The sequence below is a fragment of the Clostridium sp. 1001271st1 H5 genome (assembly GCF_005845215.1).
GTDB lineage: Bacteria > Bacillota > Clostridia > Lachnospirales > Lachnospiraceae > Enterocloster.
Genome location: NZ_SPHO01000008.1, coordinates 163,576 through 182,025, shown reverse-complemented (window position 1 = coordinate 182,025; position 18,450 = coordinate 163,576). Strand labels below are relative to the sequence as shown.

General features: G+C 51.2%; 18 protein-coding genes. 2 read left to right on the top strand and 16 right to left on the bottom strand.

What is annotated here, in order from left to right; genetic code table 11:
* Nucleotides 1-7: 7 nt before the first annotated feature.
* Entirely contained in the window at nucleotides 8-1,006 is a 999-nt protein-coding gene (locus FGS84_RS14130) for a LacI family DNA-binding transcriptional regulator (protein WP_138309186.1), read from the bottom strand.
* A 167-nt stretch (nucleotides 1,007-1,173) separates the two neighbouring features.
* On the opposite strand from FGS84_RS14130, the gene FGS84_RS14125 reads away from it, so the two are divergent.
* Nucleotides 1,174-1,734 (top strand): sugar O-acetyltransferase, encoded by a 561-nt coding sequence (locus FGS84_RS14125; protein ID WP_138309185.1) that lies wholly within the window; start codon nucleotides 1,174-1,176, stop codon nucleotides 1,732-1,734.
* A gap of 21 nt (nucleotides 1,735-1,755) precedes the next feature.
* Here the strand turns inward: FGS84_RS14125 and FGS84_RS14120 are convergent, their stop codons facing one another.
* The 12 genes from FGS84_RS14120 to FGS84_RS14065 all read right to left on the bottom strand — a co-directional run bounded on the left by FGS84_RS14120 (nucleotide 1,756) and on the right by FGS84_RS14065 (nucleotide 14,412).
* A complete protein-coding gene (locus FGS84_RS14120) occupies nucleotides 1,756-3,333 on the bottom strand; it encodes an N-acetylmuramoyl-L-alanine amidase (protein ID WP_138309184.1) in 1,578 nt (525 codons plus the stop codon).
* A gap of 96 nt (nucleotides 3,334-3,429) precedes the next feature.
* Nucleotides 3,430-4,257, bottom strand: a complete 828-nt coding sequence (locus FGS84_RS14115) for a hypothetical protein (RefSeq protein ID WP_138309183.1) — start codon at nucleotides 4,255-4,257, stop codon at nucleotides 3,430-3,432.
* Nucleotides 4,254-5,666 carry a HAMP domain-containing sensor histidine kinase gene (locus tag FGS84_RS14110; protein ID WP_138309182.1) on the bottom strand — a complete coding sequence of 471 codons (1,413 nt, stop codon included), beginning with the start codon at nucleotides 5,664-5,666 and terminating at the stop codon, nucleotides 4,254-4,256. Before FGS84_RS14110 ends, FGS84_RS14115 begins: the two co-directional genes overlap by 4 nt.
* Nucleotides 5,663-6,322 (bottom strand): response regulator transcription factor, encoded by a 660-nt coding sequence (locus FGS84_RS14105; protein ID WP_138309181.1) that lies wholly within the window; start codon nucleotides 6,320-6,322, stop codon nucleotides 5,663-5,665. Before FGS84_RS14105 ends, FGS84_RS14110 begins: the two co-directional genes overlap by 4 nt.
* On the bottom strand, nucleotides 6,319-7,425 hold the full coding sequence (locus FGS84_RS14100; RefSeq protein WP_138309180.1) for a VCBS repeat-containing protein: 1,107 nt from the start codon (nucleotides 7,423-7,425) through the stop codon (nucleotides 6,319-6,321). The genes FGS84_RS14105 and FGS84_RS14100 overlap by 4 nt, the downstream gene beginning before the upstream one ends.
* 157 nt (nucleotides 7,426-7,582) lie before the next feature.
* Nucleotides 7,583-7,915, bottom strand: coding sequence for a cupin domain-containing protein (locus FGS84_RS14095; RefSeq protein ID WP_138309179.1), 333 nt, complete (start codon nucleotides 7,913-7,915; stop codon nucleotides 7,583-7,585).
* 51 nt (nucleotides 7,916-7,966) lie between these two features.
* Nucleotides 7,967-8,299, bottom strand: coding sequence for a cupin domain-containing protein (locus FGS84_RS14090; RefSeq protein WP_138309178.1), 333 nt, complete (start codon nucleotides 8,297-8,299; stop codon nucleotides 7,967-7,969).
* 92 nt (nucleotides 8,300-8,391) lie between these two features.
* Nucleotides 8,392-9,732, bottom strand: a complete 1,341-nt coding sequence (locus FGS84_RS14085) for a serpin family protein (protein WP_138309177.1) — start codon at nucleotides 9,730-9,732, stop codon at nucleotides 8,392-8,394.
* A gap of 115 nt (nucleotides 9,733-9,847) precedes the next feature.
* On the bottom strand, nucleotides 9,848-10,039 hold the full coding sequence (locus FGS84_RS14080; protein ID WP_138309176.1) for a hypothetical protein: 192 nt from the start codon (nucleotides 10,037-10,039) through the stop codon (nucleotides 9,848-9,850).
* Between the two features lie 50 nt (nucleotides 10,040-10,089).
* The gene (locus FGS84_RS14075; RefSeq protein WP_347563838.1) at nucleotides 10,090-11,928 is read right to left on the bottom strand and encodes an ABC transporter ATP-binding protein; all 1,839 of its coding nucleotides are present in this window, start codon (nucleotides 11,926-11,928) and stop codon (nucleotides 10,090-10,092) included.
* Between the two features lie 137 nt (nucleotides 11,929-12,065).
* Nucleotides 12,066-13,904: an ABC transporter ATP-binding protein gene (locus FGS84_RS14070; protein ID WP_138309175.1), complete on the bottom strand. Its 1,839-nt coding sequence runs from the start codon at nucleotides 13,902-13,904 to the stop codon at nucleotides 12,066-12,068.
* Nucleotides 13,905-13,962: 58 nt separating this feature from the next.
* The gene (locus FGS84_RS14065) at nucleotides 13,963-14,412 is read right to left on the bottom strand and encodes a MarR family transcriptional regulator (protein ID WP_138309174.1); all 450 of its coding nucleotides are present in this window, start codon (nucleotides 14,410-14,412) and stop codon (nucleotides 13,963-13,965) included.
* Nucleotides 14,413-14,645: 233 nt separating this feature from the next.
* Between FGS84_RS14065 and FGS84_RS14060 the strand changes: the two genes are divergently transcribed.
* A complete protein-coding gene (locus FGS84_RS14060; protein WP_138309173.1) occupies nucleotides 14,646-15,521 on the top strand; it encodes a LysR family transcriptional regulator in 876 nt (291 codons plus the stop codon).
* Here the strand turns inward: FGS84_RS14060 and FGS84_RS31220 are convergent.
* The 3 genes from FGS84_RS31220 to FGS84_RS31535 all read right to left on the bottom strand — a co-directional run bounded on the left by FGS84_RS31220 (nucleotide 15,490) and on the right by FGS84_RS31535 (nucleotide 18,424).
* The gene (locus FGS84_RS31220; RefSeq protein ID WP_207671126.1) at nucleotides 15,490-15,765 is read right to left on the bottom strand and encodes a hypothetical protein; all 276 of its coding nucleotides are present in this window, start codon (nucleotides 15,763-15,765) and stop codon (nucleotides 15,490-15,492) included. The two genes, FGS84_RS14060 and FGS84_RS31220, sit on opposite strands and share 32 nt — an antisense overlap.
* A gap of 116 nt (nucleotides 15,766-15,881) precedes the next feature.
* Nucleotides 15,882-18,071 carry a diguanylate cyclase gene (locus FGS84_RS14050; RefSeq protein ID WP_138309171.1) on the bottom strand — a complete coding sequence of 730 codons (2,190 nt, stop codon included), beginning with the start codon at nucleotides 18,069-18,071 and terminating at the stop codon, nucleotides 15,882-15,884.
* A gap of 8 nt (nucleotides 18,072-18,079) precedes the next feature.
* Nucleotides 18,080-18,424, bottom strand: coding sequence for a hypothetical protein (locus FGS84_RS31535; RefSeq protein ID WP_243129978.1), 345 nt, complete (start codon nucleotides 18,422-18,424; stop codon nucleotides 18,080-18,082).
* Nucleotides 18,425-18,450 lie beyond the last annotated feature (26 nt).

The window sequence follows — 18,450 nt, the reverse complement described above, 5'->3', positions numbered from 1 at the left end:
TAACTCTTTATCGTTTGACAGTATCTCTGATAATCAGTGATGGCTCCAGAATGACTGAGTCCGGAACAATGCCATACTGCAAAAGATTCATCAGATTATTGACTGCCAGCTTGCACATACGCTCAATAGGCTGACGCACGGTTGTCAATGGAATCTGGTTGATTGTAGCGTATATGACATCATCATAACCGCATACGGACAAATCCCTTGGAATTGATAATCCTTTGATTCTGGCCGCCTGCAGGACTGCGCAGGCCGTAAAATCACTGTTCGTCATGATTGCTTCCGGTCTTTCCTTTAATATCTCCATGGCCAGCTTCTGCACATCATCAAAATGATATGTACTTTCATAAACATTGGACTCGGTATACACCAGACCGGCCTCTTCCAATGCCATCTTATAACCGCTGATATATGTCTCGTCAACCCGTCTGTCGCCAACCAGCATCATGATATTATGGATATCCCGCTCAATCAGGTACTGCGTCATCAGATAGGACCCCTTTTTCAGATTGCACATAACAAAGGGCGCACTGCTTTGTTCATAGTAGGCTGCCAGGAACAGATACGGTATTCCATATTCGTCCAGCTTCTTCATATGTTCAACATCATTGACATAGGTCAGCTGCGGAACCCATATAACTCCGTCAACCTTTCTTGAAATAAATTCAGAAATATACTTTTTCTCATTGTTGCTGCTGTTTCCGGTAATTCCCAATATCAGGAAAAAGCCGTAACCTTCCACTTCTCTCCGGATGTATTCTGTAATCTCACTGTAAAAGCAGTTCCTAACATCCGGTATAAGCAGGCCAATCACCTTTGTCCCGGATGTTCTCAGATTTCGCGCAGCATTGTTGGGCTGGTATGACAGCTCCTCCACTGCATCCAATACCATCTTCCTGGTCTTGTCTGTAACCCCCTCTTTCCCATTAATGGCCAGGGATGCTGTTGATATGGAAACACCTGCTAGTCTGGCTACATCTTTGATTGTAGCTCTTTTTTCCATTCATTTTCCTCCTAGTTGCATAAAAACGTTTCGATAATTCAATTATATCACAATCTTTTTACTTGTCAACGGATAATATTGTACATTTTACACAAATTTTTTCCTTGTTATATTGGTCCAATCATGTTAAAATCAATAATTATATATTACAGAAGGGGGAACAAGCCATGATAAATGCAGAAAAATCGAAACGTTTAGACGGACAGCTCTATTATAACCAGGACCCTTTATTATTGGAAGAGCATCTGAATGTCCAGATGCTCCTTCATCAATATAATCATCTGTCTCCGGACAAACGCAAAAAACGCAGGAAACTCCTGAAACAAATCCTGGACCATCCGCCAAAGGATGCCTGCATAGAACAGCCATTTCACTGTGACTTTGGCTATAACATCCGCATTGGCAGCCATTTTTATTCCAATTATAATCTGACCATACTGGACTGCAATACGGTTACCATTGGACATCATTGCCTGATTGGCCCTAATGTCAGCATCATTACCGTGAACCATCCCCAGGACCGGAAGCTGCGTTCCAGGTCTTTGGAATATGCCAAACCCGTAAGCATCGGCAATGATGTGTGGATTGGATGCGGCGCCATCATCAATCCCGGTGTTTCCATCGGAGATAATGTAATCATAGGTTCTGGCAGCATTGTGACAAAGGATATACCATCCAATTCCCTGGCAGTAGGAAATCCCGCCAGAGTCATCCGGTCCCTTGAATAAAAGACAAGGGACCATGATGTCCTACTGTTCCTTAAACTGCACCGGCACCACATCCGGGGTCAACGGTTCCATCCGGTATTCCGGGAGCTGGTCAATCAGACCGTCCAGGCAAAGGGATGTGCTGTGGACCATATCGTGGGCCAGCAATACCACCTGCCGCCTCCCCAGAATGGTCTTTTTGGCATTGTCAACCAGTTCCTGGGGCTGTGATTTTTTAAGGGCGTCATCCAGACTGGCGTTCCAGTCAAAATAGATAAATCCCCGTGCATCCATCTCTGCTATGATTTCTTTGTATACCTTCTGGTTATAGCCGTTGATGCTGCCTCCCGGGAACCGGTAAAGGACCGGCCTTACTCCGGTCACTTCCAGGACAGCCCTGTAAGCTTCCTCAAAATCCGCCAGATAGCTGTCCCTGCTCTCATAAAGCGCCTTGTAATCATGGCGGTTGCAGTGGATTCCAATGGTATGTCCTTCTGCCACGATTCTCCTTGCCACATCCGGATGTTTCCTGACATTTTGTCCCACCACAAAAAAGGTTGCCTTTATGTTCCTGGCTTTCAGCACATCCAGCACCGCACTGGTATTTTCAGCGGAAGGGCCGTCGTCAAAGGTGAGGTACATAATCCTGGGTTTAAAATACAAATCAATGCCTTTGGCAATTCCCCCGGCCAGTTTTTCCTGGTACTCCGGGTCTGTCAGGCACTGCCTCTCCCGGGCATTGGACAGGAAACCCGTCTCAATGAGGCAGGAGGGAATGGATGTCTGGCTGGTAACTGTAAATTCCGCATCCCCTCTCAGTTCCCGCGCCTCGGCCCCTGTACTGCCCACTGCTTCCTTATGGATTAGTGCGGCTAAACGCCTGCTGTCTCCGGCACTGGCCCGGGCTCCATCTCCGGAACTGGCACTGCCTTGGGTTTCGTCCCCGGCACCGCCCGCCTCTGAATACCAGGTTTCAATTCCCCTGATATCCGTGTCCTCCCAGGTATTCTGATGAATGCTTACATAAGCGCCGGCCCGGACTTTATGGGCCGCCTCCACCCGCTGTTCTTTTGAATGATACGTATCATCCTCCCTCACCATCATCACCGTATATCCCATATCCTCCAGCTTTGTCTTCAGCCGTTTTGCAATTGCCAGGTTGATATCCTTTTCCATTACGCCTTCCTGGCTGGCCCCTTCATCCTCTCCGCCGTGTCCTGCATCCACGGCAATGACAGGCGGACCTGCATATTCTGTATTCCCACGATACAAAATAGAACACAGTGCTTCCCCCTCTCCTTTGATTGACGTCTGCAGCCTGGCTGTCTCGTCCAATATGCGGTAAAAGGCAGTTTTCTCAGTATGGACGCCTGGCAGAAACTGTCCATTCCCGGACTCCCGATTTTCCGGTATGACCATGGCCATCACTGCCATGGTCATGCATACACCTGCCGCCAACTCTGCTGCCGCCAGGAAAAACGCCCTTCTCCTGGCCCTTCTCCTGGCCTGTTTTCTGCGCTCCGTCTGCCTCACGGACACGCTCCGTCTTCCAGACACAGCCCGTTCTTCAGCCTCCATCTGCCCGCCGTAATCCAGCGGTCTTATCCCTCTTCTGTCCATGATGCCTGTCCTTTTCACGTAAAAAGCTCTTGTGTACTGCAATAAGCTTACACAAGAGCGGCATCAAATTATCATCATTTTTGCATCAAAGTTGCATCATCTGGAAATTTTCAGAAACAATTCATTGATTCCCTCATAAAAGCCAACCGTCACAATGGTTTCTTCCTCCTTCCCTTCGCTGAATACGTACTTTTTGAAACAGGGGGTTGCCTCCATCAATGGGTTCTGGTCCTGGTAGGGCACCGGTTTTTCCAGGCCCATATAAGAGCTCCATGCATCCACTATCTGCTCAGGGTCCATGTCCTCCCACAGCCTGTGCGTTCTGGCATAAAATTCATATATCTTACCGTTATCCCCATCAATATAGGCATCCATAAGGCGGTTTTCCTTGTCTGTATTCTTCTGGCTGTTCAGAAGGCTCAGTTTCCAGACCGCCACATTATTCCTGGGCTCCAGCACGTCGATGGCTGAATACAGGACAGCGTCATACTCCTCTTCGGCCACAGGCCTTACGGATTCAGGCAGAATTCCCAATGCCTTCAGTTCCTCCAGCCCCTGGTTGCAGGTCGCATAAATCTGTGAATCCGTGATTTCCTGGCCGGAAGGCCCTCTGTGATTCATCACAAATGCATAGGCTCCCTCCAAATCCTCATACTCCGCCTCACCGCTTTTTCCGGGCCTTACAGCCTGTCCTGTTTCAGGAATGGTCTGGCTGCCCAGGCCCTCCGACAATATATGGAGCTTTTCAGCTGCGCTTAATGTATAGCGGTATCCCTCCCCTTCCGTATCTGCTGTCATGGCATGTATCTGCCCAAGCATGGTCCGGTCCTTGTATCTGGTCAGCATCTCAGGACCGCAGATGGACAGGGCCATAATCAAGCCTGCAAACAACAGGAATAACAGGTTGGCTGCCATTCTTCTCATGATTGGTCCTCCTTCCAGAGGGGCAGGGTAAAACTCATGGTGGTTCCCTTCCCCAGCGCGCTCCTGACATTCAGACGGCTCCCATGAAGCTCCAGTATCTCCGCGCACAACGCCAGCCCCAGTCCTGCCCCGTTGCGGCTTCTGGACCTGGACTTGTCAACCATGTAAAATGCTTTGGTAATCTTGTGCTGTTCCGCTTCCGGTATGCCCACTCCGTGGTCCTTTACTTCAAAACAGTACCCGTCCTTCAGCAGATGGCCGTAGACCTCAATAAGGCCGTCCTCATCGGAAGCCTTGCATGCATTGTCCAGAAGGTTCATAAGAACGGATTTAATCAGATTGGCTTCTGCCTTCATTATGCCGTCGTCATAGTTGAAGTATATCTTCATGCTCTTGTTAATCACATACATGTCATACAGGTACAGGAACAGGGATTCAGCGGATACCATGGTAAATTCCACTTCTCCCCTCCTGGTAACCATGATGTCCAGCAGGCGGAAGGACATGGCTTCCAGGCGTTTGCCTTCCGTGTAAATATAATTGGCCGACATGAACTGTTTTTCTTCATCCAGCCTGCGGGAGCGCAGGGCATCCGCATAACCGATAATGGAAGTCAGCGGCGTCTTAAGTTCATGGGCAAATGCCGCCACAAAATCCTCTCTGGCCTGAATCTCATCCTCCAGCTGGTTGATATTGTCCTCCAGGGCATTGGCCATCCGGTTAAAATCCGTTGTGAGCTGTCCCAGCTCATCGCTGCTGACTTTTCTTGCCCTGTGGTGGTAATCCCCGGATGCCATACGTTTGGTAGCCCTGGTCAGAAGGCGGATTGGCCTGGTCAGAAAGGAGGCAATGAGATACATGACAGCCGTACCGCACAGCAGCATGGCAACCGTCACCCTTCGGTAAACAGAAAAACCCAGGGACCTGTCCCGAAACACCTCGGACACGTCCTTCATCGTCTCCAGATACAGCACACGGTCCAGGGCATTGACAGCCGTGCCTGTCTGTATGTAATATGCTCCCTCCTGTTCTATGACCCTGTATGTCCTGGTTTGCTGGCCAGTCTGGTCCAGCAGCCCATCCCCCCCGTCAAACCCGGGGCTGGCATAGAGCACCTGCTTCTGCTCATCGCAAAGCCGCAGCAGCCGGCTGGAGCTTTTGCCTCCTGACTCCAGGTTGGAGGCTATCTGGCTCACCGTGGTATCCTGGAGCACATCGTATTTGGCAGGCACATTGAGGGCAGCTGTCTCAAACGCAAAGCGCAGTATGCTGCTCTCATCCAGGGCCTGGCTTACTTCCCGGTCCATGGAGGTCTGAAACACGTAATTGACAAAATAAAATCCGCTGAACCCAAATCCCAGGGCCATGACAATCATGGTCCACAGCAGGAGTTTGAACGAAAATTTCATTGAGCTACCTCTAGGCGGTATCCCACCTTGTATACTGCCACCAGATTATTTTCCCATCCCAGCTTCCTTCTCAGGCGCTGTACATGCAGGTCCAGGGTGCGGCTGTCCCCGGAATACTCCCCTTCCCAGACCTTTTCATACAGGGTTTCCCTGAAAAGGGCTACATTTTTATTCTGTATAAAAAGCACCAGAAGACCGAACTCCTTGTTGGTCAGTTCCACGTTCCGGCCTGCCCTGGTGACCCTGCGTGCCTCCACGTCCACGGTCACATCGCCGGCCGTAAGCAGACGTTCCGTCTTATTGTACCTGCGGAGCACCGCCTCCACCCTGGCCACCAGCTCCACCACGTCAAAGGGCTTTACCAGATAGTCGTCCGCGCCCAAACGCAGTCCCTTTACCCGGTCCTTCACCTCATGCCTGGCAGTGATAAAAATCACCGGTATATCCATGGGACGGATGTAGCCCATGATATCGTACCCATCCACCCCCGGCAGCATGATGTCCAGCAGAATCAGGTCAAAGAACTGAGTCTCTATGAGCCGGAGGGCCTCCACCCCGTCCTGGACAGCCGTGCACTGGTAACCGCTGGCCGACAAGTTTAAATCAATCAAATCACAAATCGGTTTTTCATCATCTACAATCAGTACCTTTATCATGGTTTTGACCTCCACCCCCAATATGCGCGGGCCCTGGCTGTCAAATCCTCCAGGGTACCGCCTTCCTCCAGCTTAAGTGTCTGCTTAATGTCCGTATCTTCAAAAAATCCGCCGGTCCGCTGATAGTAAATGGAATAGTTTCCCTCCACCACCGGCTCACCGCTGCTTCCCTCGTAGCTGTAATCAGCCAGTATGACAATGTCCTTCAGTCCGTCCCCGTCTATGTCCTGACAGGTAATGCCCTTTAAGGCATAGAGATGTTCATATTCTCCCATGGGCTGGAAGCTCCACACGATATAGCCCTGTTCATTTACCAGGTACAGCATGAATACCGTGTACTCCGCCATCCGGTAGGTGCCCGGGACAACAGAGAGACGGCCAAACTTTTCAAACCGGATGGAACGGCTCTGCTCCGCAATAACCGTCATCCCATGGGACAGAAGCTCCTCATTGGTCGTGGCTGTATAAAGAAACTCCGTGGAATATCCGTCCCGGATAAAGGATGTAATGAAATGGATGCTCTTGTTCATGCCGAAACGGTTCATCTTTTCAGAGAGTCTGTAATCCCTGTAAAAACCGCCGTCTTTCTGAAACAGCACATCCCCCACCTTGTAGGGCTTTGCCTGTGCACCGGCGCTCTCATTGACGCAGGCGGTTATAAGCACAATATCCGCCCATCCGTCCCCGTCCATATCCTGAAAGGACACGGCTGCCACCCGGCTGTCAGGCTGTCTGAGCTGCCCCCTTATCTGGTTGTTGGTCTCCAGCTGGTCTGTCTTATACGCCACGCTCCCGTCCGCCCTGGCAAAGAAAAGCGCCAGCCGGTTGGACTCCCGGTCAAAGGCGGGTATGAAGGACACCTCCCCCTCGCCTCTCATGGTCATAGGGAATACCTGGCCGTCCGCCACCTCAAACCCTTCTGATGCAATATCCCCTGTCCGGCCAACCCGGTCCAGCCGCTGCCTGTACTCGCTGTATGAACGGGAAACAGCCTGGGAATCCCGGGCGCCCAAGGACGCCCCGGGAAAACCCAGGCATAAGGAAACTGTGATGGTCAGGAACAGGAAAGCCCGGAAAGACAGGGCAGGATACATTTGATTCATCAATGGCATGCACCAGCTTTTCTTAATGTACTATTCCGATTATACCAAATAAAGGGGGGAATTCAAATATATTCAAGGCCTGCCTGATAAAATATTTTCGGTCCGGCAATATCTTTCGGTACCATGTCCTCTCTTACCGCTGTTCTTATCATCCTCACTATTTAACCACGGTCAGCATCATCTTAAAACGTGTTACCGCCTTAACCGCATGAGGGACTCCTGCCGGCATCACAACAGCCTGTCCTCCCATCACATGATGGGGCTTTCCGTCTATGGTAATCAGTGCTTCCCCTTCCAGTACAAAGGCCATTGCATCTCCTGGCGCTGCATGGGTGCTGATTCCTTCTCCCGCGTCAAAGGCAAACAGGGTGATACCCACGCCGGACTCCTGTGCCAGGGTCAGGCTTACTACCTTTCCGGGGTCATATTCCACCTTCCGCGCCACTTCAAAGGGTACTGCATGTTCCAGATTCTTAATCCGTTTTTCCATCTTGGTTCCTCCAGGTTTTATGATATACTTCGTAATCAGCCTCCTGATACGTTACTGCTTTGCCGTGATTTGCAGGAGCTTGAAGGGAATCTCCCCTCTCAGGGAATGGAGCGCCCCTGCGGGAACCATAAAGACCTGTCCCTGTTCCATCCGGTGTTTTGCAGAACCTATCTTCAGGGTCATCTTCCCCTCTGCCAGCAGATACATGGTGTCTCCTGGATAATGTTCCTCGCTGACGCCTTCCCCGCCGTCAAATGCCAGCAGGGTCATCTGCACATCCCCGCTCTGGTACAGGCTCATGCTGACCACCTGGCCCGGACGGCACTGAATCAGCTCTGCCAGGTTTTCCGGGCTTTCCGTGGGTAAATGTCTTAAAAATTCCATATAAGACTCCTTTCTTCCGGTGATAGCGTCAGTATAAACCTTTTTTATGAATCTTGCAGTTGTTGTGCCAACATTTTTATTTTTTAATCCTTTCATCCCCCAGGCTGATTACACACTCCAATATACAGCGGCGCTCCCTGGTACACTGTCACCGCATATAAAAAAGGCCTGTCCAGGTTCATCTGTACCGCTGTCTCTCCTGAATACAATCCGGCGAATCCGGCTTCTCCGTTCTCTGAAAACGGACCCACGCCTTTTTCATTGACGCTGAACCTGGTGGATTGGAGCACACCGGAAAGGAAAAATGGGTCACCTGTAAGACCTGTAAAATCCGCCCGGCCTGCATCAAATGCATCGGTCAGCCCCAGACCGGCCAGTACAGGTCCCAGGTCCGCTGTGGTGGATGTCTGGAATACAGGCAGCTTCCACTCAATACCGCCATAGGATTCAAGCTCATCTATACGGCCAAACATTTCCCTAGCAGACGTTTCCTCAGACAGCAGCTCCTGGATTGTCACTCCCTGGTCCGGCAGGACAAATATCATGGAGGCGTTATCCGTAAGGGAGAGGGAGGCGCGAAGAAAACCCTGTCCCCGGTAATATGTGCCGTTCCACCGTCCTGTCATATACCGGCAGGACATATCCTGTCCGCCGGCAAGACGGAACACATCCGTTATATTGTCCTCAGCCCTGAACCCGCCTGTCCACTGGGCATGGTAATTCACTGCGTTCACAAGCTTCATGGTTTCGCCGGACGCAGATGACATGTCCATGGATATGGCCTGGTCTGTCTGCCATCCAATCCACTGCCTCACAATGGCAGGCAGGTCCTGGTTCCCAAAGTCCACCCGGAAAACAGATGCATAATACTGGCTTTCCGATGTTCTCTTAAAAGAGCCGTTCAGCGGCTCCCCCTCCTTCAGCCACATGGAGTTCACCAGCTTCAGTTTTGTCTTTTCATTGTTCCGGAACATCTGGCGGTACAGGCGGCCGCAGGAAGCTGCCAGGTCTGCCGGAGGGAGGGCTGTGTCCGGCGTCCGGCTGCCGCTGCCCATAAGCGCCAGCATCTGCGCCCTGGTGTTTCCCCCGGCTCCTTCCGATGCCTGCGCCAGAGCATAGTACAGGCTTACCGGTGAAAAATTCATGTTTTCCCGGCTGTCCCGCAGCAGCGGCAGGAACACCTTATAAGAAAACCCGGATATACCATCTGTAAAGTCCGGATTCACCGTGTTATTCTGCGCCACGGCGCGCATACTGCCTAAATCGTTGTAAGGTATGGGGTCCGGGTCCCTGGAACCGGATTCACACTGGCAGCCTTCCCCGGATACACCGTTAAAAGGCGCAGCAAAGGCCGCAGGACTTCCTGCTGCCAATACGGATACGGCAGTGGCCAGGACGCCTGCGGCGGCAATGGATATTATAGTCCGTTTCATAATTCATTCCCCCTGTAATGACTGGAAAACCAGAACCATTTGCATCTGATTTTATTGTACCAGATTATTGCCAGGAAGATGTTTCTATTTTCTTACTTTATATGGTCGTTCTCCGCTACCACAGTGAAAACTCCTTATGGCCCCAGGTTCCGTCAATCCGGTTCCAGCCTTTTAAGAGCTCCTCATTTTCTTCATAGACCCACTGTCCGTTTTCCTCCTGAATCCACTCCCCTGCCCAGGCCGGAAATGTACAGCCCAGTATAGATGCCATGGCTGCAAAAGCAGCTAATCTGTGTCTTATTTTCATCTGATTCCGCCTCCTGTCCCGGAACAAATCTTAAAGTTTCTTCCTAATCCTTAACCTGCTTCCTCAAAATTCCCTGTATACAGCTGATAATATTTCCCCCTCCTTCCAATGAGCTCATCATGGGACCCCCGCTCAATGATTCTTCCCTGTTCCATGACCATGATACAGTCTGAATTGCGTATAGTGGACAGCCTGTGGGCAATGACGAAGGTGGTCCGTCCTTTCATCAGGGCATCCATACCGGCCTGCACCAGGGATTCCGTCCTGGTATCTATGGATGAGGTGGCCTCGTCGAGAATCAGTACAGGCGGGTCTGCCACAGCTGCCCTGGCTATGGCCAGAAGCTGCCTCTGTCCCTGGCTCAGACTGCCTCCATCCCCTGTAAGGACAGTTTCATAGCCATCCGGCAGACGGTTTATGAAGCTGTCTGCATTGGCCAGTTTGGCCGCATTGATGCATTCCTCATCTGTGGCATCCAGTTTTCCGTAGCGGATATTGTCCATGACAGTCCCTGTGAACAGATGTGTGTCCTGGAGCACGATGCCAAGGGAACGCCGGAGGGCTGGTTTCTTTATTTTATTGATATTGATTCCGTCATAGCGGATTTTGCCGTCCTGTATGTCATAAAAACGGTTAATCAGGTTGGTGATGGTGGTCTTGCCCGCTCCGGTGGAACCTACAAAAGCAATCTTCTGGCCGGGTTCGGCAAACATCTTAATATCGTGGAGCACCATCTTGGATTGGTCATAGCCAAAATCCACGCCGTCAAAGACAATGCCGCCTTCCATTTTCTTATAGGTGACGGTCCCCTCCGCCTTATGGGGATGCTTCCAGGCCCAGACACCGGTGCGCTCTTTTGTCTCTTCCAGGGTGCCGTCCTCCTGTTCCCGGACATTCACGAATTCCACATAGCCCTGGTCCTCCTCCGGCTTCTCGTCCAGAAGCTCAAACACTCTTGCGGCGCCTGCCGCAGCCATGACCACGGAATTCATCTGCTGGCTGATTTGGGTAATGGGCTGGGTGAAATTTTTATTGAGTCCCACAAATGCAATAATGGTGCCAATGGTAATTCCGCCTATACCGTTTAATGCCAGGATTCCGCCTGCTACCGCGCACAGTACATAGCTCAGGTTGCCGATATTGGCATTGACCGGCATAAGGAGATTGGCATACCGGTTGGCTTTATCCGCATTGTCCCGGAGCCGTTCATTCAGCACTTCAAAATCCTGTTTTGCCTGTTCCTCATGACAGAATACCTTCACCACCTTCTGTCCGTCCATCATTTCCTCTATATATCCGTCCACCTCTCCCAGGGCGCTCTGCTGTTTCCCGAAATGGGAGGCAGACCTGCCTGACAGACATTTGGTGGCAAACAGCATGACACAGGCCATGGCAAAGGTAAGTATGGACAGGGGTACATTTAAAACCAGCATGGAGACAGCGGTGGCCACCAGGGTGACCGCTGAATTGGCCACCTGGGGAACACTCTGGCTCATAAGCTGCCGCAGGGTATCCACATCATTGGTATACACCGACATGATGTCGCCGTGGGCATGGGTGTCAAAATACCTGATGGGCAGGGATTCCATCCTGGTAAACAATTCCACTCTCAGCCGCCTCATAGTACCCTGGCTTACCGTAACCATAATTCTGTTATATGCATAGGCTGCCAGGATACCTATGAGATATAGGGCTGCCAGCTTGCACAGCGCCCCTGCCAGAGATGAAAAATCAGGTGACGGATTTCCCATTGACACCTGCTCCAGCAGGGGCTGGATATAATCATCCACCAGGGATTGTATGAACACCATACCCTTCAGGGTGGCTGCCGCGGACAGTATGATGCATGCCAGCACCCCAGTTACTGCAAATTTATAGTTGGCAGCCATGTACCGGATGACACGGCCCAGAACCCGGATGGATTCCCTGGTTTCCCTGTCTTGCTCCTGTTTCCCGGGCTGCTTTTGCCTGCCGCTCTGTACCTGCCTGCCGGGCCGCTCATGCCTGCCGCTCTGTCTTTTTCCCATCATGCAACACTCTCCCTTCCTGCCTTTTCTGTCCGGGCCTGGTCAAAGTCTCCGCCGCCCCTGCTCTGTGACTCGTAAATCTCGCGGTATATCTCATTGGACCTGACCAGCTGGTCGTGGGTTCCGTATCCGTTTATACGCCCATCCTCCATCACCAGTATGTGGTCCGCATGCTGCACGCTGGATATGCGCTGGGCAATGATGATTTTTGTGGTTCCCGGTATTGCCGCTGCAAAGGCTTCCCTGATTCTGGCATCTGTAGCCGTATCCACTGCGCTGGTGGAATCGTCCAGAATAAGTATCCTTGGTTTCTTTAACAGCGCCCTGGCAATACACAGTCTCTGCTTCTGGCCTCCTGACACATTGGTACCGCCCCGTTCAAGAAAGGTGCCGTACCCGTCGGGAAGACATTCTATGAATTCGTCAGCACAGGCCGCACGGCAGGCTGCACGGCATTCTTCCTCTGTGGCATCCGGATTTCCCCACCGCAGGTTCTCCAAAATTGTGCCGGAAAACAGGACATTTTTCTGCAGCACCACTGCCACGGAGTCCCTGAGCGCATCCAAATCATATTCCCGCACATCCCTGCCTCCCACGCACACACTGCCGCTGTCCACGTCATAGAGGCGGCTAATCAGATTCACCAGGCTGGACTTGCCGCTTCCTGTGCCTCCTATGACGCCCACTGTCTCGCCGGACCGGATATGGAGGTCAATATTTGACAGAGCCTGCCTGCCACTGCCTTTATCTCCCCATGTATCTCTGTCTTTCCCACTGCCGTCCTTATCCGTGCATTCAACTTCCGTACTGCCCTTCCCGTAAGAAAAGCATACATTGTTAAAATCAACGCTTCCGCCCGTCACATCCATGACAGGACGCTCCGGGTTTCGGATGCCGGGCTCCTCCTTAAATACTTCCTCAATCCTCCTTATACTGGCAGCGCTCATGGTAATCATGACAAATATCATGGACAGCATCATGAGGGACATCATGATTGACATGATATAGCTGAACAGGGAGGTCAGTTCGCCGCTGCTCATGGTGCCGCTCACGATGAACTGGGCCCCAAACCAGGATACGGCCAGAATACAGGCGTAAACCACCAGCATCATGGCAGGATTGTTAAATGCCAGGGTACCCTCTGCCTTTACAAACAAAGAGCAGAGGTGCTCTGCTGCCCCGGTGAATTTCCGGTTCTCGTAATCCTCCCGCACATAAGCCTTTACCACGCGGATGCCGGATACATTTTCCTGTACCCCTGCATTCAGGTCGTCATATTTAGTGAAAACAACGTCAAATATCTTTCTGGCCGCCATCATGATGACTCCCAGGATACAGGCCAGAAACAGGATGGCTCCCAGGAAAATCATGCTTAACCGGGGGCTAATCATGAAAGACATTGCCATGCTGCATACCAGCATAAGGGGCGCCCTGACAGCCACCCGGATAACCATCTGGTACGCATTCTGGATATTGGTTACATCCGTGGTCATACGGGTCACCAGACCTGCCGTGCTGAACTTATCAATGTTTGCAAAGGAAAATGTCTGTACCTTGTCATAAATTCCCTTTCTCAGATTACAGGCCAGACCGGAAGATGCGCTGGCCGCGTACTTTCCCGCCATTGCCCCGGATATCAGGCTGATAAAGGCCATGACAATCATGATTCCTCCATAGGTATATACTTTTTTCATGTTTCCTTCCTGGATTCCCTCATCAATAATCAGCGCGGTGATAAAGGGAAGCATAACCTCCATGATTACCTCCAGCGCGGTAAAGAGAGGGGTCAGAATGGTATCCTTTTTATACTGTTTAAGCTGCGCTAAAATAGTCCTCATATTCTGTCTCCTTGTATTCTGTTTCCTTATTTTTCAGGTTCTGCAACTATCTGTGCCATCAGCCGTAAATGTTCCTGCATGCTCTCAGATTTCTGTCCATCTGCCTGAAACAGGACCTGAGGGTCTGTTCATCCCGGGGCGTGATTCCATTAAGCACCCTGTGCTCCATTTCCAGCATTCTCAAATCCAGAGCCTCCTTCAGAAGTCTTGCCCTGGGGGTGACAAGGATGATTTTCTGCCTGTCATCCTTTGGTCCCGGCCTGAATTCAATGTATCCCTTTTCCCTGAGCCTTTTTAAAAGACCGGAAACCGTGGGCCTTGCCACTCCCAGTATCCTGTGGATATTGGTGGAACAGAGTGTGCCGTCAGGGTACTCCAGGATAAACAAAAGGACGGCTCCCTGGGCGGCAGTGAGCCCCATATCCTCATACACGCGGTTCATCAGGAGTTCCGCATCCATATTCAGCTTTTTCAAAACCCAGAGCAGTTGTTCATCCGGTTCCCACATGATATCACCTCATTCTGTCTGCCGGTACGGCCGTACACAAGAATAGTTAACTAGCTAATAATTAGCTTCCTATATTTATACATCATTTTTTGTTGAATGTGAAATTCAAATATGTTATAATCTATAAAATTCTTTTATTGTTTGCTATTAGTATTCTTTTTAGTGCAAACAGGCCAACACCAGATTTAAGGGGATTCACAAGAAATTATAAGGACATTCGGAAGGAGATTCTTATGAATACAGTGCAGTTAGAATGTTTTCTGGCCGTAGCGGAATATCTGAATTTTTCCAGGGCAGCTGAATTTTTAAAAATTACACAGCCGGCTGTGAGCCATCAGATTACATCCCTGGAGGACGAGCTGGGCATCAGGCTCTTTGTCCGTACCAGCAAAAATGTAAACCTGACCGAAGCCGGGCTCATGTTCATGGAGGACGCATCCAGCATTCTTAAGATTGCTTCCGGCGCCAAGAAACGGCTGGGCATGGGAATCGGTGATTTTCTGTCCCTGACCGTGGGATGCCATAACCAGTCGGAGCTGGACCTTCTGCCTCCTGTCATACACAGGCTGGCGGGACAGTTTCCCACTCTTCATCCTTCTGTGAAGCTGATTCCTTTTAAGTCCATGGCCAACCTTCTGGAGGAAGAACGCATCCATGTCATGTTCGGTTTCCGGCAGGACGACCAGAAGAAATCCATCGGCATATTCCATGAACTGGCCCGGACACCGATGGCCTGTGTGTGCAGTACCGCACATCCTTACGCCGGACGCGCCTCCCTGAACGTGAAGGAGCTCAAAGGCCCCATGGTCCTGGGGGAGCCCCACAGGCTGCCTCAGTCCGTGCTCCAGTCCCAAATCCGCGTGTCATCCTCCTCCTGCCATCCTTCGGAGCTTTTCTTCGTGGATACCTATGAAAGCATACTGGCTATGGTAAGGGCAGGCCTTGGATACACCCTTCTCCCCTTCTATCCGGGCAGCGATAAAAAGGGACTCTGCTATATCCCGGTAACAGACATACCTCCCCTTGTGTTCGGGCTGTATCACAAGGGAATACATGGAAATGTAATACTGAAAGAGTTCATCCGGCTGCTGGATGAAGCTTTTGTTTAAATGTATCCGTAATGTCTTCCCGGTCCTGGGTGCCGGTCAGATACGCCTGGACGTAAAACAGAAGGAAAGACTGGCACAAATCCTGGAACACGTCAAAGGACTCCCTGCCCAAATCCTTGATTTCCTGATTGGTGCAGTTGTCATACATCCAGTTCTTATACATCTGCATCCAGTCCTTTCCCGGATATGTATGGATGCTTCCTCCTGCACAGAGGCGGAACAGATTGCAGGACTCCTTAATCAACGCCGCAAAAATAAAACAAAGGCAGCACAGCTCTTAAACATGAGCCGTTCTACCTTATGGCGGAAAATAAAGAAATATGGTCTGGAATGGTAAGACGGATACGAACCGGAGCGGTTTCACACCGTCCCATACTCCACGGTCCGTCCTTTCCTGTTCTCCTTGGCCTCATACAGGGCAATGTCCGCGCACCTTACCAGTTCCTCAAACGTACAAAGTTCCTCCCCATACCAGGCAATGCCTGACGAAATATGAATCTCCAGCTGTACTCCGTCAGGCAGCACGGCCGGATGGTTATCCAGGATATCGTAGAAATCCTTTAATTGTTTTCTGACCGCATCCCTGTTCTCATAACCGAACAAAAGCATGAAAAACTCATCCCCGGAACGCCTGCCTACAATGGCATGTTCCTCCGGTATCTGTTTCATACACACCGCGGTCTCCCTGATATAGATATCGCCGCTCTCATGGCCGTGTGTGTCGTTGACTGACTTAAGGCCGTCTAAATCCAGCATGACCATGGCTGCAGTCCCCAGTCTCCCGGGGCCAGCATGGTCTGTCCTCTCCCCGGTACGGCCGGACATCTCCCCGGCACGGCCGGACATGGCCCCGGCCTGGGCCAGCATGGCTTCTGCCTCCCGCTGGAAAGCTGCCCGGCTGTAAATCCGGGTCAGGCTGTCATGGTCCCTCTCATATTGCATCCGCTGTTTTTTCATCATGTCCCCGGTCACATCCTCAATGATTCCCAGAGAATGGCCGTGGCGCAGGGACAGGGTAATCCGCATCCATCGCTCTGTTTTCCCGCTGATTCTGTAGATTCCGTTTTCCTCGGGCACCGGACGTTTCTGCATATCCCTCAGCCTGGAGAGAAATACCTCCTCATCCACATACAGATGGTCCTCGTCCTCATGGGGAAGCTCCATAAGGGAAAATATCTGTTTAGTGACCTGGACCCCATATCCGCCCGGACTGTACTCAAAGGCTCCTATGGGAAGGCCCAGAAGGTCCATGATTTCAGACATCTTAAGAGTGTTATCCAGCAGGTTCTGATTGGATATCTCCACGGCACTGGACAGCAGGTCCAACTCCTCAATCCCGGTCCTCTCCAGTCTTATCTTTCTGGTATAGTCAAAATCCCTTACCTTGGCTGCCAGCTTTGCAACAGGGTCCGTGATTTTACGGCTGATGAATCCGGCGGCCCCTGCTCCCAGCAGCAGGGATGCCATCAGGGTAACTGCAAATATATTTATGATTCTGTGGAGGAAACCAAACAGGGCGTCCCCTCTCATCAACCCCAGAACCACCCAGTTTCCGCTGTCATAGGGAACATTCTTTGTTCCGTACAGGTCCAGGCTCTTAATGCAGCCATATATCTTTTCCCCTGTAAGATTTGACACCTGACAGACGGAATACTTGTCATCCTCTGCTTTTATCCTAAACAACGGCTCATTCCCAAAAAGCCGGTTCTGGTATTCTCCCTTCTTAACCAGCGGCAGCAGCTCCTGCGGGTTTTCCTGTTTCGCGGCAATCATATACCCCGGAGAATCCTGGGCAGACAGCTCATTGGCAGGCAGCAGTTTCCTGATATATTCCAGGGATATCTCCACTCCCACCACGCCGTGGACCTGGCCGCTGCGGTCAAAAAGAGGCACGGTGTAAGTTATGACAGGCACATCCTCCGGCGTCATGCAGAAAGGCTGGCTCCAATATCCCAGCTTCTTATAATCCTGGGACTGGCCGGCTGCCTGATACGGCATCTCAAAAAACTTCCTGTTCCCGTCATTCAGCGACAGCCCGTAATGCCACACGCTGTCCAGCGGAATCCGGTACTTCCTGGAAACCTCCGCCGGTCCCATGACCTGGAACAAATCACTGTTGTCCGCGCTGTATGTTTCCGGGTCATAGTCCCTGAAATAGAGCGCCGGCAGGCTTTTGCCCTGTCCCGGTCCATTCAGAATCAGAAACGTGCCCGTGGTACCGCTGACATGCAGCATGGATATTAAGGTATCTGCGGAACCGGTTAAAAATGCTTCTGCATCCGTTCTCCCCTCCCCATAACCGGCATCGGACAGCTGGTCGGACAATTCCTGGACATAGGGATGAATGTTGGTCCACCGGTTGTCAATCTGGTCCTGGATGGAACTGGCTCTGAGTGTCACGGTAGAGGCAAAGGACTGGTATGCCGTGTCCCTGGCCTGCTTCAATATACCGCCTGCTATGAGCATCCCCAGTACCAGCAGGGACTGGAGAATCACCAGCCCCGCAGTAAAGGCAGAGCATTTGGATGCAATGGACTGCTTTTTATTCATATTCCTCATCAGCTCCCTAATAGTTTGGCGGCATGTTCCTGCCAGCCCTTATACCATGTCTGGAAATGGGCCTCATTCGTGACCTGGTCCAGGGCCTCTTTCTTTGTAAGACCTTCCTTCATCTTATCCTCAGCTTCCAGACGGGCATTGTTCACGGTTGTCTCCATATATTCACCGTAAAACTGCCTCATCTCATAGCTCCCCTCAAACGGAGGGTTGGAATAAAAGCGGTACTCTGACAGCATTTGCATTGTGGCTTCAGCGGACTGGCTTACCGTGGAATTATACTCCGGCGAACCGGAATAAGCTTCCATGGCCTTGGCATACCCCTGATTCAGGGAGCTGTTCTCCACCGGCAGATAACCGCTGTTTACGGCAA